This window comes from Thioclava sp. L04-15, assembly GCF_002020275.1.
GTDB classification, from domain to species: domain Bacteria; phylum Pseudomonadota; class Alphaproteobacteria; order Rhodobacterales; family Rhodobacteraceae; genus Thioclava; species Thioclava marina.
Genome location: NZ_MPZW01000004.1, coordinates 307,560 through 329,252 on the forward strand (window position 1 = coordinate 307,560; position 21,693 = coordinate 329,252).

Annotated in this window: 21 protein-coding genes and 1 pseudogene; 7 read left to right on the forward strand and 15 right to left on the reverse strand. The window is 62.7% G+C overall.

Going from position 1 to position 21,693, the window contains the following annotated elements; translation table 11 throughout:
* Positions 1 to 42: 42 nt before the first annotated feature.
* The 4 genes and pseudogenes from BMI90_RS11575 to BMI90_RS11590 all read right to left on the reverse strand — a co-directional run.
* A pseudogene (locus BMI90_RS11575) lies at positions 43 to 1,016 on the reverse strand (IS3 family transposase); the annotation flags it as partial.
* A 233-nt stretch (positions 1,017 to 1,249) separates the two neighbouring features.
* Positions 1,250 to 1,981: a hypothetical protein gene (locus tag BMI90_RS18540; protein ID WP_146671269.1), complete on the reverse strand. Its 732-nt coding sequence runs from the start codon at positions 1,979 to 1,981 to the stop codon at positions 1,250 to 1,252.
* Complete coding sequence (locus tag BMI90_RS11580) at positions 1,978 to 2,715, reverse strand: metallophosphoesterase (protein ID WP_078529504.1); 738 nt, start codon at positions 2,713 to 2,715, stop codon at positions 1,978 to 1,980. Before BMI90_RS11580 ends, BMI90_RS18540 begins: the two co-directional genes overlap by 4 nt.
* 1,130 nt (positions 2,716 to 3,845) lie before the next feature.
* Positions 3,846 to 4,142: a hypothetical protein gene (locus BMI90_RS11590; protein WP_078529508.1), complete on the reverse strand. Its 297-nt coding sequence runs from the start codon at positions 4,140 to 4,142 to the stop codon at positions 3,846 to 3,848.
* A gap of 245 nt (positions 4,143 to 4,387) precedes the next feature.
* Here BMI90_RS11590 and BMI90_RS18545 point away from each other — a divergent pair, with 245 nt between their 5' ends.
* Positions 4,388 to 5,305, forward strand: coding sequence for a helix-turn-helix domain-containing protein (locus BMI90_RS18545; protein ID WP_281491816.1), 918 nt, complete (start codon positions 4,388 to 4,390; stop codon positions 5,303 to 5,305).
* A gap of 32 nt (positions 5,306 to 5,337) precedes the next feature.
* Here BMI90_RS18545 and BMI90_RS18875 read toward each other — a convergent pair whose 3' ends face one another.
* The 4 genes from BMI90_RS18875 to BMI90_RS11615 form a co-directional block, all read right to left on the reverse strand.
* Positions 5,338 to 5,682, reverse strand: coding sequence for a hypothetical protein (locus BMI90_RS18875; protein ID WP_210401944.1), 345 nt, complete (start codon positions 5,680 to 5,682; stop codon positions 5,338 to 5,340).
* A 7-nt stretch (positions 5,683 to 5,689) separates the two neighbouring features.
* A complete protein-coding gene (locus BMI90_RS11605) occupies positions 5,690 to 5,884 on the reverse strand; it encodes a hypothetical protein (RefSeq protein WP_038076402.1) in 195 nt (64 codons plus the stop codon).
* 692 nt (positions 5,885 to 6,576) lie between these two features.
* Positions 6,577 to 7,332 carry a glycosyltransferase family 2 protein gene (locus BMI90_RS11610; protein ID WP_078529512.1) on the reverse strand — a complete coding sequence of 252 codons (756 nt, stop codon included), beginning with the start codon at positions 7,330 to 7,332 and terminating at the stop codon, positions 6,577 to 6,579.
* A 95-nt stretch (positions 7,333 to 7,427) separates the two neighbouring features.
* Positions 7,428 to 8,210 (reverse strand): YdcF family protein, encoded by a 783-nt coding sequence (locus tag BMI90_RS11615; protein ID WP_168172768.1) that lies wholly within the window; start codon positions 8,208 to 8,210, stop codon positions 7,428 to 7,430.
* Between the two features lie 231 nt (positions 8,211 to 8,441).
* Here BMI90_RS11615 and BMI90_RS11620 point away from each other — a divergent pair, with 231 nt between their 5' ends.
* Complete coding sequence (locus BMI90_RS11620) at positions 8,442 to 9,533, forward strand: glycosyltransferase (RefSeq protein ID WP_246831538.1); 1,092 nt, start codon at positions 8,442 to 8,444, stop codon at positions 9,531 to 9,533.
* A gap of 3 nt (positions 9,534 to 9,536) precedes the next feature.
* Here BMI90_RS11620 and BMI90_RS18550 read toward each other — a convergent pair whose 3' ends face one another.
* A complete protein-coding gene (locus BMI90_RS18550) occupies positions 9,537 to 9,722 on the reverse strand; it encodes a hypothetical protein (RefSeq protein WP_146671272.1) in 186 nt (61 codons plus the stop codon).
* Between the two features lie 27 nt (positions 9,723 to 9,749).
* Positions 9,750 to 10,682 (reverse strand): IS5 family transposase, encoded by a 933-nt coding sequence (locus BMI90_RS11625; protein WP_078529516.1) that lies wholly within the window; start codon positions 10,680 to 10,682, stop codon positions 9,750 to 9,752.
* Between the two features lie 160 nt (positions 10,683 to 10,842).
* On the opposite strand from BMI90_RS11625, the gene BMI90_RS11630 reads away from it, so the two are divergent.
* Genes BMI90_RS11630 through BMI90_RS11640 form a run of 3 tightly spaced genes read left to right on the forward strand, consistent with a single transcriptional unit; the run spans position 10,843 to position 13,903 of the window.
* Positions 10,843 to 11,769 (forward strand): transketolase, encoded by a 927-nt coding sequence (locus BMI90_RS11630; protein WP_078529518.1) that lies wholly within the window; start codon positions 10,843 to 10,845, stop codon positions 11,767 to 11,769.
* Between the two features lie 11 nt (positions 11,770 to 11,780).
* Positions 11,781 to 12,785 carry a transketolase C-terminal domain-containing protein gene (locus BMI90_RS11635; RefSeq protein ID WP_078529520.1) on the forward strand — a complete coding sequence of 335 codons (1,005 nt, stop codon included), beginning with the start codon at positions 11,781 to 11,783 and terminating at the stop codon, positions 12,783 to 12,785.
* On the forward strand, positions 12,785 to 13,903 hold the full coding sequence (locus tag BMI90_RS11640) for a RuBisCO large subunit C-terminal-like domain-containing protein (protein ID WP_078529522.1): 1,119 nt from the start codon (positions 12,785 to 12,787) through the stop codon (positions 13,901 to 13,903). Before BMI90_RS11635 ends, BMI90_RS11640 begins: the two co-directional genes overlap by 1 nt.
* A gap of 67 nt (positions 13,904 to 13,970) precedes the next feature.
* Here the strand turns inward: BMI90_RS11640 and BMI90_RS11645 are convergent, their stop codons facing one another.
* The 4 genes from BMI90_RS11645 to BMI90_RS11660 all read right to left on the reverse strand — a co-directional run bounded on the left by BMI90_RS11645 (position 13,971) and on the right by BMI90_RS11660 (position 18,093).
* Positions 13,971 to 14,414, reverse strand: coding sequence for an RbsD/FucU domain-containing protein (locus BMI90_RS11645; RefSeq protein ID WP_078529524.1), 444 nt, complete (start codon positions 14,412 to 14,414; stop codon positions 13,971 to 13,973).
* Positions 14,415 to 14,488: 74 nt separating this feature from the next.
* Positions 14,489 to 15,526, reverse strand: coding sequence for a substrate-binding domain-containing protein (locus BMI90_RS11650; RefSeq protein ID WP_078529526.1), 1,038 nt, complete (start codon positions 15,524 to 15,526; stop codon positions 14,489 to 14,491).
* Positions 15,527 to 15,563: 37 nt separating this feature from the next.
* Positions 15,564 to 16,580, reverse strand: a complete 1,017-nt coding sequence (locus tag BMI90_RS11655; protein ID WP_078529528.1) for an ABC transporter permease — start codon at positions 16,578 to 16,580, stop codon at positions 15,564 to 15,566.
* Complete coding sequence (locus tag BMI90_RS11660) at positions 16,573 to 18,093, reverse strand: sugar ABC transporter ATP-binding protein (RefSeq protein WP_078529530.1); 1,521 nt, start codon at positions 18,091 to 18,093, stop codon at positions 16,573 to 16,575. The genes BMI90_RS11655 and BMI90_RS11660 overlap by 8 nt, the downstream gene beginning before the upstream one ends.
* A 151-nt stretch (positions 18,094 to 18,244) precedes the next feature.
* On the opposite strand from BMI90_RS11660, the gene mtnK reads away from it, so the two are divergent.
* The gene (gene mtnK, locus BMI90_RS11665; protein ID WP_246831539.1) at positions 18,245 to 19,510 is read left to right on the forward strand and encodes an S-methyl-5-thioribose kinase; all 1,266 of its coding nucleotides are present in this window, start codon (positions 18,245 to 18,247) and stop codon (positions 19,508 to 19,510) included.
* Positions 19,507 to 20,601, forward strand: coding sequence for an S-methyl-5-thioribose-1-phosphate isomerase (mtnA, locus tag BMI90_RS11670; RefSeq protein ID WP_078529532.1), 1,095 nt, complete (start codon positions 19,507 to 19,509; stop codon positions 20,599 to 20,601). The genes mtnK and mtnA overlap by 4 nt, the downstream gene beginning before the upstream one ends.
* Positions 20,602 to 20,668: 67 nt before the next feature.
* On the opposite strand, the gene BMI90_RS11675 is transcribed toward mtnA, so the two are convergent.
* Entirely contained in the window at positions 20,669 to 21,637 is a 969-nt protein-coding gene (locus BMI90_RS11675) for a sugar-binding domain-containing protein (RefSeq protein ID WP_078529639.1), read from the reverse strand.
* Positions 21,638 to 21,693 lie beyond the last annotated feature (56 nt).

Here is a 21,693-nt window from a genome sequence, read left to right on the forward strand (position 1 = left end):
TTGGTGCCACTTGCTGACAAAGGGTAAAATGAAGTTGGGACCGCTCTCCGCGACCGCTTTGTCATGGCGGTTCCCGCGGCGGCTCATCGAGTGCTCCAGGTTGTGGGCGCGCAGGAGTGCCGCCCAGTCCATGCTGGTGAAGTGGCTGCCTAGGTCCCAATGGATCAAAACCTTGTCCCCGGGCTTTCTCCGCCGCGTGGCCATGAGCAGTGCTTGCAGGACAACGTCGGTCATCTGGCGGCTTTGCATCGCCTACCCGACGATACGACGCGAGAAGAGATCGATTACAACGGCAAGATAGGCGAAGCCTGCCTGCGTGCGGATATAGGTGATGTCGTTCACCCAGATGCTGTCAGGTGTCGCAACGTCAAACCGCCGGTCCAGTGTGTTGTCGACGACCACCGAGGTCTTGCCGCCATACTTCCCCGGTCGACGCTTGTAGCCTATCTGCCCCTTGATGCCGGCCAGCTTGATCAGGCGGGCAACACGGCTCGGGCAGACGCTTTCGCCTTGCTCGAGAAGGTCGTCATGCAGTTTGCGGTGACCGTAGACCTTGCCACTTTCCACCCATGCCTCCTTCAGCAGAGCAATCTGCCGCTCGTCTTCTTGAGCTCGCTTGCTCAGTGAGGCCTTCAGCCACGCGTAGAAGCCACTCGGCTGAATACGTAAGCAGCGACACATCGCCCGAATAGAGAACTGCCCGCGATGCTCGGCCACTAACGCGTATCTCACTTGGCATCCCTGGCGAAATACGCGGTCGCCTTTTTTAGAATGTCCCGCTCCTCCGTTACTCTCAGGAGCTCACGCTTGAACCGTCGGATCTCGGCATCCTTCTCAGCATCGCCGGATGACGCCTTCGCGAACTTCTTCTTCCAAGAGTAAAGAGAGTATTGGCTCACGCCCAAGCGCTCGGCCGCCTCTCTGACCGGGTAGCCCCTCTGCGTGATCTGCGCGACGGCATCTCTTTTGAAATCGTCGCTGAACTTGGGGCTGTCATCACTGCCTCCTTGCCGCAAAATTAGCGAAGAAGGCGTTCATGATACACGGGGCTATTCAGTCCTGAGAGAGCCCCGGTCCAACGGCCAGACAGGGGGGCGGATAAGCTGCCTGTCGACCATCAAACGACGGATGTATGGCCGGGCCACGTTGACCCCCCTGAAGGCGCATCTGATCGCTGCATCATGAAGCTGGAGGTGCAATAAATTTGCTTCAAAGCCAAAGTTGAATGCCTGTCCTGACACTGCTTCTCTCAAGCAGATACTCGCCAAACTACCGGTAAAGGTGGTCCTTCTATTTTACATTCTGAGCCCGCCATAGCCTTGTCGCCATGAATTGGCGCCCAACTCTCTTTTCGGCGAGCTACAAGCTCGTCTTGCCGTATTGAGTCCCAGCTTGAGTCGCTAAGAGGGAGGGCGGGGATATTCGAAAGATGGCGAAAGTTCATATCGAGGTATGGTAGGTATGCCCATTTTGGGAAGCCCATGTGGTAAAGGGCTGTTATCGCGATTCTTTCTGCTAAGATGTGGACTGAGTTTTTTTCTTGCTCCCGCGCCTCAGGCGATAAGAGGCAAACTCCCTGTTTGTTTTCAAGATCGATAGGTAATCTTAAGAAATGAATGGCGGTGGCCAAGATCGGAATGCATTGGTCCTGTATTTCTTTAAAGAAACGTTTGCTATGCACATCATTTTCATTTTTTAGCATGCTTGTGCTAAAGCAAACGCATTGAGTGTCCCGCCCCATGCGGCGGATGCCCTCGACCACTCTGCGGTTGAGGGTCGCTGTCTCTCCGCAGTAAATTTTTCTATTCTCATATAAAATATATGCTCCCGGCTCGCTTGGGAGCGTAGGCGCCAAGCTGCGATATGAAGTGAAGACTCCTTCCACATAGTGAACTTTTTTGTTTTCAAATTCAGCCCAGTTTTCCTTTAGGGGGTGGCTTCTGTTTTCAGTATGCACTAATTTATATCTGATTTCTGTCATTTTGGATATCCTACCGAGACATTCTTTAGCTGCGTGCGCCCGACCTGAAATTCCGCAGCATGGTGGGTATGGCCGAAAAGCCATCTCTCGGGCTGGTATTCCGCGATGAGCGCAGTCAGGTCTGAGGCGTAGCACCAGGGAAGCGGCGCGCCCGGCGGAAGTGCTGCAGGGTGCGGGGCATGATGCGTGACGACGACGGTTTCGCCCTCGAAGGGTGTCGCCAATTGCCCTCGCAGCCAATCGAAATGCTCATGGTGTTTCGCGATAGTGTCGACTGGCCGCGCCTTGCGGTAGCCGCTTCCTGCGACGCGAATATAGCGATAGTCATTCATCACCCAGTCGCTGCGGGACGACTTTTCCGCAACGCTTCCCGGCCCGAGCGCGAAGTCGGTCCAGAGCGTGGCGCAGAGGAATCGCGTGCGCTCATGGAAAAGCATACGTTTTTGCGCGAGATGCGCGCCGGCTTCACGCGCGAGATCTGCGAGGCGGTCGTCGCCATCGAGCCGAAAGTCGTAGTAGTCATGATTGCCCGGAATGATATGAACGCGATCGAGATCGACGTGCTGGTCGATCAACTGAAGCGCGGGGCGCCAACGGATCTTGGGCTTATTGGCGAGGTCGCCAGCTATGATGAGAAGCTCAGCGTTCTCGAGCTCAAGACCGTCGAATGGGTTGCGGTTGTTCTGCATCCAGAGATCGAGATGCAGGTCCGCCAGAATAAGCACGTTGGACATAATCAGGAGCTCCGATCGGCGCGTAGGAGCTTTGCGCTCGCAGTAATGCGTCCATCTTCTTGCAAGGTTGTCAGGAAACTTGGGTCGTGTGAGCCCAAGCGGTAGAAGCGGTTACAACTTAGAGGCGAAGTTCGAACCCGCGCGCCCTCGCGCAGATGCGGGTGGCCCGAGACCCGCCCGACAAGCAAGGGCACGTCGTCTTCGACTATCGGGCACCACGACTCTAAGAGAGGCGCGGCTGACAGCTCTCCGACTGATGGCCTTTGGTGGCTTAGATCCCTGATCCAGGAGAGCACCAGTGTGGCGTCGAATGCTCCATCGCCGATCGATCCTCCCTGTCCGCCGAGGGCGCGATCGGCGAGATAGGTCTGCAGGAGCGGAGCAAGCGCCGGGTGTTCTCGAATGCGTTGCTGGGTGCTGCCGAGATCGAGCATCCCGGGAAGGTTGGCGTTTGGGAGTCCAGCAATGATCTCTAGGTAGGGCTGAAGGGGCAGTTTGGTCTCTGTCATGGGCAGGGCCGTCCTTCACTCATTGACATTTTATGGCGCCCTGAGTAGCAATGTCGCTACTGGTGGGGCGCGCGCGGATTTAGGTTTTCGGCATGAGCCGACCGGCCCAGGACTGTGCTGCGTCCAGGTTATCAGCCATGGCGAAAGGCGCAGGCCGACAGCATGTCGAACCGGGTGATGGGTGGGTGTGTTGTGGAGTAAGTGTCAGTGCCGTGTGCGTCCAAGTGCGGGCAGTTCACTTAAACAAAAAAGCTAAGTCTCCATCGTGGGGCTATCCTCTTCGGGGCTATCGAACGCAGCCATTGTAGGGCGGCTTCGCCCTCGAGTAAACGCCTCAATTATCTGATAATAAACGATTTTTCGCACGGGCTTTTGGGGGGTTAATGCCTTGATCTTGCTTTCTGACGTGCCGGAAATCCGCGTTTTTTCGCACGGGCAAGAGCTGGCTCCATATTAGCTCCATATTGGCTGGAAGGGTGGGTTTCCTCCTGGACTTGCGAATCGGAATCGATGGAATGGGGCTTCCTTCAGAAGGGGGCAGGCTTCAGCCGGTGCAGTGTGCATAAGGAGATAGGCGAGCCGCCGACCTCCTAAAGCTTGGGGGTGGACTGCCAAATCAGCCTACCAAGGCTCAGGCGTATCGTCTCGATCGTCTGACGGGGCGGCCGCATCGCTCGGCTGCCCACGCAGGATCGCCCTCGCGCGCGCCAGGGGATCCTCGATCCGGCGCGCCTCGACGGCCGCGACTTCACGTTCCAGTCTTTCGAAAATCGGGGCATAGGTTGGTTTTTCCAGCATCAGCTCGGCGACGTGCAGCCGCGCGTTCACGAGCCGCTCCAGAAGGGCTGCATCGGCCTGAGTGAAGTTGGTTGCGCGATGCGATTTTCGCATATTCGGCGTGAAGGGGCGCTGGGCCATGGCGTGCATCTCCTGAGACCGCGCGAGCGAGGCTCGGCGGTGGAAAGTGGGACGATCCGGTGCGGATCTCGGTGATGCGTCCAGTCTAGGTGCCGGGGGCGAAAAAACGTGTTTCCGATTTTTCGTGGCACGGAAAATTCTCTCGAGTTGGTTGCCGCTCGTTTTCGGGAGCGCCTGGCGCTAGCGGTTGCGCTCTGTCGCATTTTCTTTCTATCTGTGAGCATTCGATGGAAAGATTTTCGCACATGTCATTTTTCGAGATCCTCAGAGCCGAACGCGTGGGGCGCGGGTTCACGCAGGCCGAACTCGCATCCCGCGCCAAGATCAGCATCCCCACCGTGCGCGCTCTGGAGCGCGGGGCAGGCACGATCCTTTCGCTCGAGGCCGTCTTACCGGTCCTTTGCCTGCGCTGGCGTGTCACAACGCCCGGGAAACATATGGGCCGCGTGCTCGCGGAGCGGCGGCGTGCGTGCGGTTTTTCGCAGGAGATTCTCGCCCGCAAGATCGGCTGCAACCGCGTGACGGTCATTGCCTTGGAAGCGGAGTTTTCCGGACGGGTTGCGACGCTTGCCGCGGCGTTGCGGCTACTTCGCCTTCGCAACCCCCTGGAACGAAGCGATCTAGCGAAGCGGCAAGGGTTGGTGCCACCGAAGAACGGAATGGAACAGGACCGTGTCATGACGCCGCCTGACCTCGCCAAGGCGATCATCGAACATTTTTCGCATGCGATGGCGGGTCGCGTTCTCGACCCGTCGCGCGGGGAAGGGGCGTTCTTTGATCATTTCCCGGATCACCTGGAGCGCCACTGGTGCGAGATCAGCGAGGGACGCGACTTTCTGTCTTGGGCCGATCGGGTAGATTGGGTCGTCACAAATCCGCCCTGGTCAGAGCTGCGGACGTTCACGCGGCACGCGATGCAGGTCTCCGAAAATATCGTCTGGCTTGCGCCACTCACGAACCTGACGACGAAGGCGCGGTTGCGGGATCTCGAAGAGACCGGATTCGGAATCGCGGAGTTGCTGTTCGTCGATACGCCAAAGGGCTTGCCGCAAAGCGGATTTCAGATCGTCGCGGCGCATTTGAAAAAAGGCTACGCGGGTCATTGGAAGGTCACTCAGCTTCGAGAGGGAGAGGGCGCACAAGTCTCCTGGTGTCACCCGTAATTTCTCTTCTGCCGACCTAGGTTCGAGCGCTTTCAGATCTCGTCCAGCACGTCCAGAGATCCCATATCTTGAGCCGTGCCCCCATCGGCCTCGCGCCATGGACGAATGTCATAGACGTCTCGTCCCTCCTGAAGCTCGATCGAGATGCCGCGCTCCAGGAGCCAGGCTGTCGCAAATTCCATCAGCCGCGATCTGCGTTCGTGGTCTTCCGCGACGCCATAGAGATGGAGATGTGCCAATCCGGGCTCGCCATAATGGGCGAGGGCCGACACGAAGAGATCGAGGTCCGGATTGCGCGCTCGAAGCAATGTCTCCAACGCGCCGAGGAGTCTCGGGCGTTGAGTTCTCGCTCGAGCCAGTTCCTGATCGATAGACATCGCAGCCTCAAAGGCTGAGGAACTTGACGGATTTCGGTTCGCGGCTCTTTACGAAGCCAACCCGGTCTGCACGCACGTTCTTGAAGACCATATTCTGCCGTTGCAGCTCGCTGGGAGTGACCTCGCCCCTAGCCAGACGTTCTTCATCCTTCGCGCGGCTTCGTGCCTTTTCCTCTTGCCGTTTCCTGTAAAGATCTTCCATGCGCGGTCCTCCGTGAAGCCTACTTATAGCCTGAAAGCGCGTGCTTTGTCTCGTTTGATCGGGGACGCTGAGTTCGCTTTCTGAGTCTATTTGGCAGAAACGTTCCAATGTGCGGCTGTCACGGATGCGATGATGCAGCGTCGCACGTCAGCATCCCGCAAACGGGGCGGCTCGGGTCCATCGCAGAGCCGCATCGCGGCAGACGCCAAGCGCTGCTTTTTTCAAGGACCGATGACAATGAAGGAGGGTGCGATGAATGAGATCAAGATCGACCTTCCGGGCGGGATCGCCGGGAGGCTTTTCTGCGCAAATTGATCGAAGTCTTCGCGCAACGGCTGCCGAACATTGAAATGGCCGCCGTTCTTAGGGGGATAAGGCGCGATCCGGTCTTGCACCTTGCGGCTCGCTAATCTCCCAGTCGAGAGACCTTCAAACTGCTCGGAGCGCCATCGTTGCAGCTAGTGTTTTCGATCCCCCCTTGCGAGGGAACGAGTTGCAGACGATGTTGCCGATCCTCCTTTCGGAAGGATACAAAGATCCTTCCGAAGAGAGAACACCAACCGGATCACTCGCGGATACTATGCGCGCAATATTTTGAAGTAAATAGAAAAATAACCCTAGGTTGTGAGTTGGTCGTCTGACGCAAGGTAAGCGATAGCACCTAGGCGTCAGTATGAAGCATCGCTGACGCGTCAGCTTTTCTGCCGCTCGACGAACTGTCCGATCTTCGAGAAGTTCTTGCTCGCCAGCGTCATCACACCGCCGACCTTGTTGCGTCGGATCGCGCGCCAATCCTCGCCCATCTTCTCGCGAATGCGCGCAAGGTCGCGATTGCTCACACCGCCCAGGCGCATCTTGTAGAGCACTTCGGGGATGTAGATCGAGCGACCGGTCGCTTGCGAGAAATAGCGCAAGATGAAGTCGTAATCGGCTGCGATCCGGAAGCCGGTGTCGAAGCCGCCGAGGCGCTCGTAGACCGAGCGCCGGAGATAGAGGGTCGGGTGGGCAGGCATCCAGCCGCGTCTGAGCTTCGCGGCACTGAAGGGACCCGTCGCCCAATGCCGGACGACCTTCCTCGTGTCGGCCTGCGAGACATAATCGAGATTGGAGAAGACCGCCTCGACCTGGGGACCCTCAAACGCGGTGGCGATGCGCGCGAGGACCTCGTCATGGGCGAGGAAGTCGTCGCTGTGAACGAAGCCCAGGACATCGCCGGAGGCCTTCGCCACACCCTTGTTGAGCGCATCGTAGATCCCCTTGTCGGGCTCGCTCACGAGGGTCATCCGGTCATGAGCTGCGCGCTCGATCGCGGCGAGCGAGCCGTCCTTCGATTTCCCCTCGATGATGAGATGCTCGAGCTCGGGATGGGTCTGCCGCCCGACGCTCTCGATCGCCTCGCCGACGGTGGCTTGAGAATTGTAGACGGCGGTGATGACGGTGATCTTCATGAGAAATGGCGGCAAGGAAAAATAGTTTGATCTGTCTATAGGCGCTCTCTGCGCGGGATGAAACTGGGCTCTGCCTGCTGCGGGTCGTGGCGGCGCTATCTCCCGCTCGCCGCATAAGCCCAAATCCCGACCCATTCCTTGAGCGCGAGATCCAGCGTGTCGAGATGGCCTGCGAGATCCCAGCCAATGCCATCGAGAAATCCCTCTGCGCGATAATCGACAGGGTAGGGGACTACCTCCTCCCATCCGGCGCGCTCAAAGCTCGCCATCGCGCGTCTCATGTGGAAGGCGCTGGTGACGAGCACCCATGTCTCACCCGGTGTGGGGTGGGCGAGGTTGTAGCTGAAACGTGCGTTCTCGGTGGTGTTGCGTGAGTGGGTCTCGAGAAGCAGGCGGGCTTGAGGGATACCTGTTTCACGAAACGCCGCGGCCATGACTTCGGCGCCAGGCATAGTTCCTCGGGCAAGGTCGCGCAAAGCGCCGCTACCGCCAGAGAGCAGGATCCTGGCATCTGGAAAGCGATGCGCCAGGGCGAGCCCGGCAGTGACGCGCTCCGCGGCGGCGTTGAGCTGAACCTGATGGTGGCGGGCCGTGCCGACCCCGTCTTCGGCGCCGCCTAGGATGATGATCCCATCGACTTGGGAGAGCTGCGGGTTGGCTGGATAGGTCCGCTCCAGGGGCGCGATGAGGAGATCGCCAAGGGGAAATATCCCCAGAGCGAGGAGGCTCGCCAGCGCTACGGAAAGCATCCTGCGTGCCGCGCGCAGGCGCCCGCTCACGAGCGCGATCAGCGCGCCTGTGAGTAAAAGCGCTTCCCAGGTTTCTGCGCGTAGCAGGAGAGCTATGAGCTTGGAGGCGACGAAGACAAGCGTATCCATGGGGCTCTTGTCGGTGCTTCCGTGCTGGTCTGCAATCGCCATTGTTGGCTGGATTAAATGCGCGACATGACACATCGATGAAATATTTCGCCGACCTTGGCGGATTGGCCGTTTTGACTTGGATGCAGGCCCTGAAAAGGGTAGGTGTCGTTACGTTAAACGGTGGAATTTTCCGATCGCAAGTTGGCTCGCACGACACGTCGTGACGCAGAAATCGAAGGATCTGATCAGGTGCATATTTATTTGGATGCTGCCTTTGCCTCCTCCTTCCTTCTTTCCGGCCTCATCGTCGTCTCTCAGAAATTTCACGGCAGGCTGACGCATGACGGCAGCGATGGCGTGCAGAAGATCCATGACGCTCCAACGCCGCGGATTGGAGGGCTCGCGGTGTTGTTGGGGGCCTGTATCGCTGCGATCATGCTGCCCGCTGAGGCGCGCAGACTTTGGTGGATGATTTGTCTCTGTGCGCTGCCCGCGTTTCTCTCCGGCGTGATCGAGGACGTCACCAAGAGAGTCTCCGCGAAATGGCGTCTGGTGGCCACGGTTCTCGCCGGGCTGATCTTCTGTTTGGTGTCTGGCTATCATATCGAGCGGGCGGATATCCCGGGGCTCGATTTCCTGCTTGGCTATCCGGCCGTCGGGATCGCGCTGAGCGTTTTGGCGATCGGCGGCATCGCCAATTCGCTGAACATCATCGATGGGGTAAACGGGCTCGCTTCGGGCTCCGCGATCATTGTTCTGAGCTGTTTTGCGATCCTTGCGGCGCGATCGGACGACGTAGCGCTTCTTGCAATTTGCCTTCTGATGATCGGCGCAATCGCGGGTTTCTTCGTGCTGAACTTCCCCGCTGGAAAGCTCTTTTTCGGTGATGCTGGCGCCTATACGACGGGGTTCGTGCTCGCAGTGATCGGGATCATCCTGCCGGTGCGCAATCCGGAATATTCGCCGATAATCGCTGTTCTGGCCTTGTCCTATCCCTGGATCGAGACGCTGGTGTCGATCCGTCGGCGCGCGAAACGCGACGGGACGACCCCCGGAGAAGCGGATCGTCTTCATTTGCACAGCCTTGTCTATCGCAGCCGTGCCAAGCGCATCGCGGAGGCGATCGGTATGCCTCGGATGCGCAATCCGATTACGAGTATTCTTCTCTGGCCGCTCTCGTTGATCGCCTGCACGATCACGGTCATCGCGCCCGGCGATCCAGTGGTGCTTGGCTGCGGGGTCGGCGTGGTCTTTCTGATATACCTGCTGATCTATCGCCGAGTCGCGCTCTTGAGCCGCCTGCGTCGTGCGCTCATTGGACAGTTCACTCATCGCGCCTGATTGTCAGACGAATACCCGCTTCTCGCGCAGGCCATGGCGTGCGTCGGCGGGCTTAGTGCAGATCCAGTTGGTCCGCGCCGGATGCTCCTCGCATTTCTTCTTAGAGGGACTTTCCCGCCCGAAGCCCGACCCAACGAAATGGGCGTCAGGAGCAAGCCTGACGGCGTTGTTGCGCAAATCGGCGTTCAAGCTGACGGTCCCCTTTCCCGTGGCCTTTCAGGCGATGGCCCCGATCTCGGCCCTGCCAAGGGCCGAGAAGCGGTTCATGATGGCGATACGGATCTGGATTTCGGCGGTCTGGCGGTCGGGGTCTCGGGACCTGATCCGCTCACCGAAGAGCTTCAGGCGGTTCATCTGGGCCTCGACCCGACTTCGGACATGGTAGCCCGCCCACTTCTTCCAGAGAGTCCTACCGAGGTGCCGAGTTACGCGCAGGATCTCGTTTCGCGCAACTGCGGCTGGGCAGTCATTTTTCCAGGCGCGCCCGTTGCGGCGGATCGGTATGACGGCATCGGCGCCGTGCTCGATGATGGCGGTGTGGCATCGTCGCGTGTCATAGGCGCCGTCGGCGGTGACGGTGGTGATCTCTTCTTCCTCGGGAATTTGCGCCAGCAACTCCGGCAGTAGAGGGCTGTCCCCCTGGCGGCTCGAGGTGAATTCGACTGCGCGTATGTCGCCGGTCTCCGTGTCCATGGCAATGTGAACCTTGCGCCATTGCCTGCGCCGCGACGGCCCGTGTTTGCGCGCCAACCATTCGCCATCCCCGCGGAACTTGATGCCGGTGCTGTCGATCAGCAGGCTCAACGGCTTCTCCGAACGGCGATAGGGGATCTGCACACCGATCCGCGCCTGGCGTCGGCACAGCGTCGAATAGTCCGGCACCGGCCAGTCGAGCCCAGCCATTCGGATCAGGCTCTCGACCAGCCCGACCGTTTGCCGAAGCGGAAGGCCGAAGAGCACTTTCAGCGTGAGGCAGACCTGGACCGCCGCATCCGAGAACGTCTCCGGGCGCCCCCGCTTGCTGGTCTTTCCAGCGTGCCAGACCATGTCGGGATCAAACCAGACCGAGAGCGAGCCCCTCTGGCGCAGCGCCGCGTTATATTCGGACCAGTTCGTCGTGCGATAGCGGGTGGGAGAGGGCTTCGGCATGCCGCCGATCTAACGCACTGGATTCGCGCAGTGAATCCTCCTCACCGCTTTGTGCAACAACGTCCTGTTGCAGGCGAAAAAATACAATTGTCAGATACTTCTGTCAAATGTATATTCGTGGCAATTGAAACCCCGACAGGTCCAGAATCGAGGTCCGAAGTTGCAGAACGAAAAGACGACGGAAGAGGTCGCGCTGGGCATTCGCCGCCGCGTCTTCGAACATACGATGCGCAATAATGGCGGCTATCTGAGCCAGGCCTGTTCGGCGGCCGAGCAGCTCGCCTTTCTCTATAACGAGGCGCTCAATCTCGGGCAGCCGGTGCTGCCGATGATCCCCGAGCCCTTCAAGGGCGTCCCTTCGGCGGGCAATGCCGATTACGTCACCGGGGCGGGCTATAACGGCCCGTTCGAGCCGCATTACGACCGTCTCTTCATCGCGCCGGCGCATTACGCGCTCGTTGCCTATGCGACGCTCATCGAGACCGGGCGGATGGCGCCCGAGGGGCTCGAGATGTTCAACAAGGACGGCTCGTCGGTCGAGATGATCGGGGCGGAACATTCGCCCGGCATGGAGGTGCATAACGGCACGCTCGGGATTGGGCTCTCGACCGGGGCGGGGCTCGCCTGGGGGCGCAAGCGGCGCGGCGAAAGCGGCGAGGTCTGCGTGTTCATGTCCGATGGCGAGGTGCAGGAAGGCCAGACCTGGGAGGCGGTTCAGGCGGCGGCGTTCCACGGCATCGACAATCTCTGGGCGATCATGGATGTGAACGCGCAGCAATGCGACGGGGCGATGGACAGCGTGATGGAGGTGGGCGACATCGCCACCAAGCTGCGCAATTTCGGCGCCGTGGTCTGCGAGATCGATGGCCATGACCTGAATGCGATGCGTCAGGCGAAGGCCGAGCCCCATGAGGGTCGCCCGCTGATTATCCTCGCGAATACCTCGCCGACGCAGGGCATGAGCTTCCTGCGCCAGCGCTTCCCGCGGCTGCATTATGTGCGCTTCAAGACCGAGGAAGAACGCGCCGCGATGAACCGCGAGATTTCCGCCGAACTGGGCATCGACCCGATCGCCTACAGCCATTGAGGAGACAGACGATGGTCGAAATGGTCAACCGCCCCTATGCGCGCGCCTTCGAGGATTATGCCACGCGCAATCCCGACGTGCTCTGCCTCTCCGCCGATCTCACCTCGAGCTGCGAGATCGACGGGTTTCGAGATCGCCACCCCGAGCAGTTTCTCTCGATGGGGATGGCCGAGCAGAACATGCTGTCCTTCGCGGGCGGGCTCGGGCTTGCGGGGTATCGCCCGTTCATCCACACCTTCGGGGTGTTTCTCTATCGCAGGCCCTATGACCAGCTGATGGCCTCGATCGCTTATCCGCGGCGCAAGGTGCGGCTGATGGGCTTCCTGCCCGGCATCACCACGCCCGGCGGCATGACCCATCAGGCGATCGAGGATATCTCGATCATGCGCACGATCCCGAACATGACGGTGCTGGAAACTGGCGACGCAACCGAGGTCGAGGGCATCGTCGAAGCCGCCGACAGCATCGACGGCCCGGTCTATTGCCGGGTGCTGCGGGGCTCGATCCCGCGGCTGTTCGACACGCCTTTCAGGCTGGGCGAGATGCGGGTGCTCTCGGAGGGCAGCGATGTGCTGGTCGTCACCGCCGGGATCACCACCGAAGAGGCGATCCGGGCGCGCGGTGCGCTCGATGCGGCCGGGGTCTCGGTGCGCCATCTGCATCTGAGCACGCTCAAGCCGTTCGACGCAGCGCAGATTCTCGAACATGCGGCCTCGGTGCGCCACGGCGTCATCACGCTCGAGAACCACCTCGTCGCGGGCGGGATCGGCTCGATGGTGGCCGAGGCGATGGCGGAGGCGGGCATGGGCAAGCGGCTGATCCGGCTCGGGCTTCAGGATACCTATGCGCATGGCGGCTCGCGCCCCTATCTGATGCGCTATTACGGGCTCGATGCGCTGGCGCTGGTGCGCGCGATCGAGCGGCTGAGCGGGCAGCAGACCGGCATCGACGAGGCGGCGCTTGGCGCGGTGCGCGTCGAGGAGGTCCATTCGGCGGTCAAGGCAGAGGCGCTGTGATGCGCTTCGCTGTCACCTACCGGATCTTCGCCTCGGATCTTGCCGAGGCGCGGGCGCGCGCCGAGGCGATCGCCTTGGAGCAGACGGTCGAGATCCCGCGCGACGTGGTGCCTGCGGGCTATATCGAGGAGGAGATCCTCGGCCGGATCGAAGAGATCGGCGCGGAAGGCGAGGGGCGGTTCCGCGCCACGATCAGCTATTCGCCCGACAGCGCGGGGATGGAGCTTGCGCAGTTCTTCAACGTGATCTTCGGCAATTCCTCGATCCAGCGCGGGTTGCGGGTGATCGGGATCGACCCGGGCGCGGAGATGGCGCGCCGCCATCCCGGTCCGCGCTTCGGGATCGCGGGCATCCGGGCGCTCTGTGGACGCGCCAGCGGCGGGATGATCGCGCCGGTGCTCAAGCCGCAAGGCCTTGACGCGGATGCGCTGGCGCGGGTCGGCTATCTCTGTGCGAAGGCCGGCGCCGATGTGGTCAAGGAAGATCACGGGATCATGGATCAGCCGATGGCGCCTTTCCGCGAGCGCGTCGAGAAGACCGCCGCCGCGGTTGCGCGCGCCAATGCCGAGACCGGGGGGCGGTCGCTCTATTTCCCCTCGCTCGCGGGCGCGCCGGACGAGATCGAGGCGAATATCCGTTTCGCCAAGGCGGCGGGCGCGGATGGGTTGCTGGTCATGCCGGGGCTTCTGGGCTTCGGGGTCGTGGCCCGGATCGCGCGGGACGCGGCGCTCGATATGCCGGTGATGACGCATCCCTCCTTCCTCGGGCCCTATGTGCTCTCGCCCGATACGGGCTTCGATCACGGGGTGATGTTCGGCACGCTGCAACGGCTCGCGGGTGCGGATATCTCGGTCTTTCCGAATGTGGGCGGCCGGTTCGGCTTCACCGCGGCCGAGTGCGGCCAGATCGCGGAGGCCTGCCGCAATCCGCAGGGGCCCGGCCGCGCGATGCTGCCCAGCCCCGGCGGCGGCATGAGCGTCGAGCGTGCGGGCGACATGGCGGCGATGTATGGCTCGGACGTGGTCTATCTGCTGGGCGGCTCGCTCCTGCGTCTGGGCGAGCGGATCGGCGAGGGGATCGCCGCGATGCGCGATGCGCTGGACCGGGCGGAAGGCTAGGGCCATTTCCTTCCGTCTGTCCGGCGATTGCGGGCCGCTTCCTTGCCGGGAGCGGCCCGATCCTTTGTCAGAAGAGCACGCCCTTGCGCAGGATGAAGCAGCCGAAGGCCCGGGTCTCGGTGCAGCGCACCACGCCGAATGCCGCTTTCGCGCGCGCGTAGAATGCCTGGCGTTCGAGCGAGCCGACTGCGCCGCCCTCGGGCATCTCGGCCTCGAGTATCGCCAGCGCCTCGGAATGGACCGCGCCGGGTGCCGCACCCTTGCCGTCCTCCTCCATCCAGAACGCGCCCGCAGGCACGAAGGGATCGAGCGGCAGCAGCGCGCAGATCATCGCGATCGCTTGCGGGGCGCTGAAACCGGGCAGTTCGATCAGCTGGCCGCTCACCGTCTCGGCCGCCGTCGCATGGGCGGGAAAGTTGCAATCGACCACGGCAAGCTCGTCGCCATGGCCCATCCGCATCAGCAGGTCCAGAAGATCCGCGGACATGCGCGGGTCGATCCCCTTGAGCATTGTCACCTCCATCAAAAAAAACTGGGGCACGCGCTCGCGCAGCCCCGGCCAGTCACCTGTCGATTTCCGTCCGATCAGCGCGCCGGAAGCGGCATCCAGGCGGGAACCGCGACATCCGCATGGGCGAAAGCGGGCACCTTGGCGCTCAGCTCTTCCATGTTCTTGATGTCGAGATCGTTGAGCATCGACTGGGTAATCAGCGTCGGCGGCACCACGACATTGTGGCCCGGGTCCTCGCCCGCGAGCATCATCGCCAGCGCGCGCACCGAAACCTCGCCGACCACGGCCGGGTTGGTCGCAGCCGTCGCTTTCCAGGCCGATCCCTGCTCGCGCATCGCCGCGATGTCGGAGGTCGAGACATCGGCCGAGTAGATCGAGACCTTGTCCGACATCTCCGCCTCGTCGACGGCGATCTTCACGCCCTTGGCGAATTCGTCATAGGGGGCGAACATCACGGTGATGTCGGGATGGGCCGAGAGAACCGAGCGCGCCTGGTTCGCGACCGAATTCGCGATCGGGTTGTCGAGCGTGCCGAACTCGGCGACCTGCTCGATGCCGGGATTGTCGGCTTTCACCTTCTGCCAGGTCTCGTCGCGGCGATCGAGCGGGGCGATGCCCGGCACATAGACATAGCCCGCCTTGAAGCTCGTGCCGTTATCCTTGAGCGCCTGCTCGAGCGCGAGACGGGCGAGGTCGCGGTCGGATTGCTCGATCTGCGGGATCGCGGCATTGTCCACGTTCACGTCGAAGGCCACGACCTTGATGCCGGCATCGACCGCACGCTGGGCTGCATCCTTCATCGACTCGGTCAGCCCGTGCTGGATGATGATCCCGTCGACGCCAAGCGCGATCGCCTGATCGACCATGTCCGATTGCAGCGCCGCGTCCTGGCGGCTGTCGAGCACGCGCAGGTCCACGCCAAGCGCATCGGCCTGTTTCTGCACGCCCGACAGATAGGCCTGGAAGAAGTCACCCGTCGAAAGATAGCGCACCAGCGCGATCTTGGTCTTGCCAGGCTCGTTGAAGGGCGCGGGCATGTCGGTGGCGAAGGCAAGACCCGGTGCCATCGCGATGGCGCCGATCAGGCCGGTGAAAAGGCGTCTGGTAATCATGGTAATCCTCCCGGTTTTTCCCATTTTTGGTTGGCACTCAGCCGCGCGCCCGGCCTCCTCTGCCGGACAGCGCGAAAGTGAAGACGAGCGCGATGACGAGCACCGCTCCCTTGACGAAATCCTGCGTGTAATAGGGCGCGTTCATCATCGTCAGGCCCTGCAGCAGGATGCCCACGAAAAGCGCGCCGATCGCGGTGCCGAAGGCGTTGGGTTTCGACGCGCCCAGCACGGCAAAGCCGATCAGCGCGGCCGCGACCGAATCGAGCAGCAGGTTGTTGCCCGAGGCCACGTCGCCCCGCCCCAGACGCGCCGCCAGAAGGATGCCGCCCACCGAGGCCAGCACGCCCGAGATCATGTAGGCGACGATCTTGTAGCGATTGACATTCGCGCCCGCGAGGCTCGCGGCCTGCTGGTTCGAGCCGATCGCATACATCAGCCGGCCGTGGCGCGTCGTCTCGAGAAACACCCAGACGCCGATCGCGATCACGATCAGGAAGATCACCGACAGCGGCACGAGGTTCGGCGCGATGAAGTCGATGCGGTGACGGCCGAGCGCGAGGAAGGCTTCGGAGAATTTGCCGGTCGCGACCGAACCGTCGGGCAGGCTCATGCCTGTCGAGATCGAGCGGCCCTCGGTCGGGATGCGCTGCGCGCCGACCAGAAGGAACATCATGCCGAGCGTCGCGAGCAGGTCGGGCACGCGCATCTTCACCACGAGAAGCCCGTTGATGAGCCCCACGAGTGCGCCCATCGCAAGGCAGATCAGCACCGCCGAGAGCGCGCTCATGTCCCAGACCACCATCACATAGGAGGACAGCATCAGCGCCGAGGTCGCGACCGCCCCGATCGACAGGTCGAACCCGCCCACCACCAGCGTCGCGGTCACGCCAAGCGCGAGAATCCCGGTGATCGCGACAGATTGCAGGATGAAGACCGCCGAGAACGGGGTCAGGAAGCCTTGCGCCATGATCCCGAAAAAGGCGATCAGCGCCGCCATCAGGACCAGAAAACCATAGCGGATCGCGAGGTCGATGAAGCTCGTGCGGTTATGCATCTTGTTTCCCTGCTGCGCGTGTCGGCACGGCTTCGACCACTTCGGCCATGATCGCGGACACGTCGATATTTTCGTTTCTGTGTTCGCCGACGATGGAATGCTCGCTCATCACGAGAATCCGGTCGGCAATCTCGAGCGCCTCGTCGAGCTCGGCCACGAAGACGATCGTGGCGCGGGTGTCGGCGGTGGCGCGGATCTTGTGGCCGATGTCGCGTCGGGCCTGGATGTCGACGCCCTGGAACGGCTCGTCGAGGATCAGGAGGCGCGAGGCCTCGGCCATCCAGCGCGCGACCATGACTTTCTGCTGGTTGCCGCCCGAGAGCGTCAGGATGCCGTCGAGCGGGCTCTGGCAGACGACGCCCATCTCTCCGATCATCCGCTCGGCGGTGCGTTTCTCGGAGCGGCGCGACAGGAAGCTGGCGCGGCTGTGGCGCGGCAGGAAGGGGATCGTGATGTTGCGGGTGATGTCGAAATCGGCGACCACCGCCGTCACCAGCCGGTCCTTGGGGCACATGTAGACGCCCGCGCCGATCGCAGCGCGCGAACTGGCGGGCCGGTGAGGCCGGCCGTCAAGCTGCATGGAGCCCGCCAGCGGCGGCTCGAGCCCGAAAAGCGCGCCCGCGAAATCGGATTTGCCCGAGCCCACGAGGCCGGTAATCGCGATCACCTCATTCTCGCGCGCGATCATGCTGAAGGGCTCGGCGCCGGGGCGCAGCACGAGGTCGGTGACCTCGAGCACGGTGCGGCCGGGGGCGGGGATGGTGATGTCGGCCTCGGTCATCTCATGGCCGAGCATCGCGCGCACCGAGCCGGAATAATCGAGCGGCTGATCTTCGAAGAGGCCCGAGATCTGGCCGTCGCGCATCGACACGATCCGGTCGGCGAGGCGGCGGATATCGGACATCCGGTGCGAGATGTAGAGGATCGCCACGCCCCGATCGCGCAGGCTCTCGATCAGGTCGAACAGGCGCTCCGCCTCGACTGCGGAGAGCGATGAGGTCGGCTCGTCGAGGATCATCAGCCGCGGATCATGCGCCATCGCGCGGGCGATCGCGACGAGCTGGCGATCGGCCAGCGACAGATCGGCCACCTGCCGCGTCACCTCGATCTCGAGCCCCACCGCCGCGGCGATCTCGCGTGCCCGTGCCCGCATCTTGCGACGGTTGAGAAAGGTGCCCGCGCCATCGGCCAGCGCGTCGAGAAGTAGATTCGAGGCCACGTCGAGATCGGGCACGACTCCGTCATTGATGTTCTGGTGAACCGTCACGACGCCCGCGCGCAAAGCCTCGGAGGGCGAGCCGGGCGCGAAGGGCTTCCCGTCGAGCGTCACCTGACCCTCATCGGCCGCATGAACGCCGCATAACACTTTGACGAGCGTGGATTTTCCCGCGCCATTCGCGCCCATCAGGACGGTCACTTGTCCCTCTGGAATGCTCAGGTCGATTCCACGCAGAACCTGGTTCCGGCCAAACGCCTTGCGCAGGCCGGACAGACGGATTGCCGGGTCTTTCAAAGCTGTATTCTCCTCCACTCAGCAGGAGGCTGATCGTTTAGCTTTCAAATGTCAATACAATTTGACAAATGCTCGAAAACTGGAAATCCTGCATTGGTCAGGCAGCCCCGGACGACCGTCGGGGCCAAGATCAACAAGGGGGAGGAGACCCGTGACGACCCGCAAATATGAGCCCTTGTCGCCAGAGACCGTCGCCGAACGGCTGGGGGCGATCGACGCGATCCGCGCCCGCGCGGGCGATCCCGCCGCATGGTCCGTGCGCGAGGTGGGCGATGGCAATCTCAACCTCGTCTTCATCATCGACGGGCCGGGTGGCAGCGTCATCGCCAAGCAGGCGCTGCCTTATGTGCGCCTCGTGGGGGAGGGCTGGCCGCTGCCACTCAAGCGCGCCTTCTTCGAGTATAACGCGCTGATCCGGCAGGAGGCGCGCGATCCCGGCTCGGTGCCGGAGGTGTTCCATTTCGACGAGGAGCAGGCGCTGGTGGTGATGGAATTTCTGTCGCCCCATGTGATCCTGCGCCATTCGCTGATGGCGGGCAAACGCCACGCGGGTCTCGGCGGCGTGCTGGGCCGCTTCTGTGCGCGCACGCTGTTCCGGGGCTCGGACCTGTCTATGAAGACCGCCGATCGCAAGGCCGATCTGGCGCTGTTCGCGGGCAATGTGGAGCTGTGCGACATCACCGAGAATCTCGTCTTCTCCGATCCCTATTTCGAGGCCGAGATGAACCGCCACACCCCGCAGCTCGATCCGATCGTGGCCGAGCTGCGTGCCGATATCGACCTCAAGATCGCCGCTCAGCACATGAAATCGGCCTTCGCCACCAATGCCGAGGCGATGCTGCATGGCGATCTGCACACCGGTTCGGTGATGGTGTCGGACAGCGAGACGCGGGTGATCGACCCGGAATTCGCGACCTATGGCCCGATGGGCTTCGATATCGGGATGCTGATCGCGAATTTCCTGATGGCCTATTTCGCCCAGCCCGGCCATGCCGAGACCGAGGGCAGCCGGGCCGACTATCAGGACTGGATACTTTCGGTCGTGGACGAAATCTGGTCGGAATTCTCCACCGAATTCACCCGACTCTGGCGCGAAGAGCGCCACGGCATCCTCTATGAGCGCGCGCTTTTCGAGGATCAGGGGCACGATCTGGGCGCCGAACAGGCGCGGCTCGACCGGCTCGCCGCGATCTGGCGCGACACGCTCGGGTTCTGCGGCATCGAGATGCATCGCCGCACGCTCGGGCTCGCCCATATCGCGGAATATGACCAGATCGCCGACGAGGCGCTGCGCGCGCAATGCGAGGCGCGCGGTCTGCGCCTTGGCCGTGCGCTCGCGGTGCGCCGCGCCACGATCACCAGCATGGATGAGGTGCTCGACCTCGCCCGCCATATCAATCAGGAGACCATTCTATGAAGATCGACGGCAAGCCCTACCGCTCCATCTGGCGCGAGCCCTCGGGCGAGGTGCGCATCATCGACCAGCGCTGGCTGCCGCATGAGCTGCGCATCGTGACGCTCGCCAACCGTCAGGATTTCGCCGATGCGATCCGCGACATGTGGGTGCGCGGCGCGCCCCTGATCGGGGCCACGGCGGCTTACGGGGTGGCGGTGCAGATGGCGGAAGATCCCTCGGACGCCTCGCTGCGCGAAACCTGGGACGTGCTGCACGAGACCCGCCCGACCGCGATCAACCTCAAATGGGCGCTCGACGAGATGACGCGCGTGCTCGCGCCGCTCGCCCCCGAAGCGCGGGCCGAGGCCGCCTTCCGGCGCGCCGCCGAGATCAGCGACGAGGATGTCGAGATCAACCGCCAGATCGGTCTGCACGGGCTCGAGATCATTCGCGAGATCGCGAAGAAGAAGGGCGGGGGGCGCGTCAACGTGCTGACCCATTGCAACGCGGGCTGGCCCGCGACCGTCGATTGGGGCACGGCCACCTCGCCGATCTATCACGCGGTCGAAGACGGGATCGACGTGCACGTCTTCGTCGACGAGACCCGCCCGCGCAATCAGGGTGCGCAGCTGACGAGTTGGGAGCTCAACAGCCACGGCGTCAGCCATGACCTGATCGTGGACAATGCGGGCGGGCACCTGATGCAGCATGGCGAGGTCGATCTGGTCATCGTCGGCACCGACCGCACGACCGCGCGCGGCGATGTCTGCAACAAGATCGGCACCTATCTGAAGGCGCTGGCGGCGAAGGCGAACGGGGTGCCCTTCTACGTCGCGCTGCCCTCGCCCACGATCGACTGGACCGTCCGCGACGGGGTCCGGGAGATCCCGATCGAGGAGCGCGGCGGCGAAGAGGTGACCCATGTTCAGGGGCGCGATGCCGAAGGCAAGATCATCTCGGTGCAGATCTCGCCCGACGGGACGCCCGCGCGCAACCCGGCCTTCGACGTGACCCCGGCAGAGCTGGTGACCGGTCTCATTACCGAGCGCGGCGTCTGCAAGGCCGATGCGGCGGCGATGGCGGCGATGTTCCCCGATCTTGCCAAGGGGTGAGGGGGCGCATTGCCCGGAACCGAAGAAGGGGGCCCGCGCGGCCCCCTTTGTCTGTCTGTAACGGGTCTCAGTCTTCGGAGAGCAGGGCCTCGGCCACGCCCAGACTGGTGACGAGATGCGAGACATAGCCGCCCCGGATCGCCGCGCGCGAGGCCACGACCTTGTCGAGGCCGGGGGTCACGAGGATGCCCATATCCAGCCCCACCAGCTTCTCGAGCGGGATGCCGATCATGCGCGGCTCGAGCGGCCCGTCGATGCCCTTGCCCTCCCCGTCGATGAAGCGCCCGCACAGGACGCCCTTCGCCCCATGCGCGATATACCAGCCGAGATCGGCCTGGGTCGCGACGCCCGAGCCCACGACGTGGCTGTCGGGCAGGCAGGTGCCGACCGAGAACAGGAACTTGTTGCAGGTCTCGAGCCGGGCGAGCTGATCGTGGATGATCGGCTCGGCGCGCAGGGCTGCCGCTAATTCGCCGCTCGAGAGCACCGCCGGGGCGTGAAGGTTGAAGCACCGTGCCCCCAGGCGCTGCGCGAGCCGGGTCGAGCAGGCCTCGGCGGTGAAGCCATAGGGCGTCGACATGGAGCCCACGAGTTGCAGCACCGAGAGATCCTCGATCCGGGTGCGCTCGGTGGCCGCGGCCAGGTCATAGATCGTGCGGCCCCAGGCAAGGCCCAGCCGGTCGCCCGGCTCCAGCAGATCGGGCAGCCAGTCGGCCGCGCCCTGCACGACCCGGTGGAAGGTGGTCTCCATATCCGCGCCCTCGTCGGGCACGACATAGGCCGTGCTCAGCCCGAAGCGCTCGCACAGCTCCACCGCGGCGCGGTGGCGGGTGAAGGCCTCGGCGCGCAGCGAGATCCGCACGAGCCCCTGCTCGCGCGCTTCCTGGAGGTAGTTCACGACGGTCGCGCGCGAGATCCCCAGCCGGTCGGCGATCTCCTTCTGGTTCAGGCTTTCCTGATAATACATCCACGCGACTTCGATCACGACATTCTCGCCGCTGATCTGCCCCGTCGTCCTGCGTTTCGTCCCTGCCACTCCGCGCACCATTTTATCTATGACAACTATATTTGACTTTTGTATAAAAGCCGCGA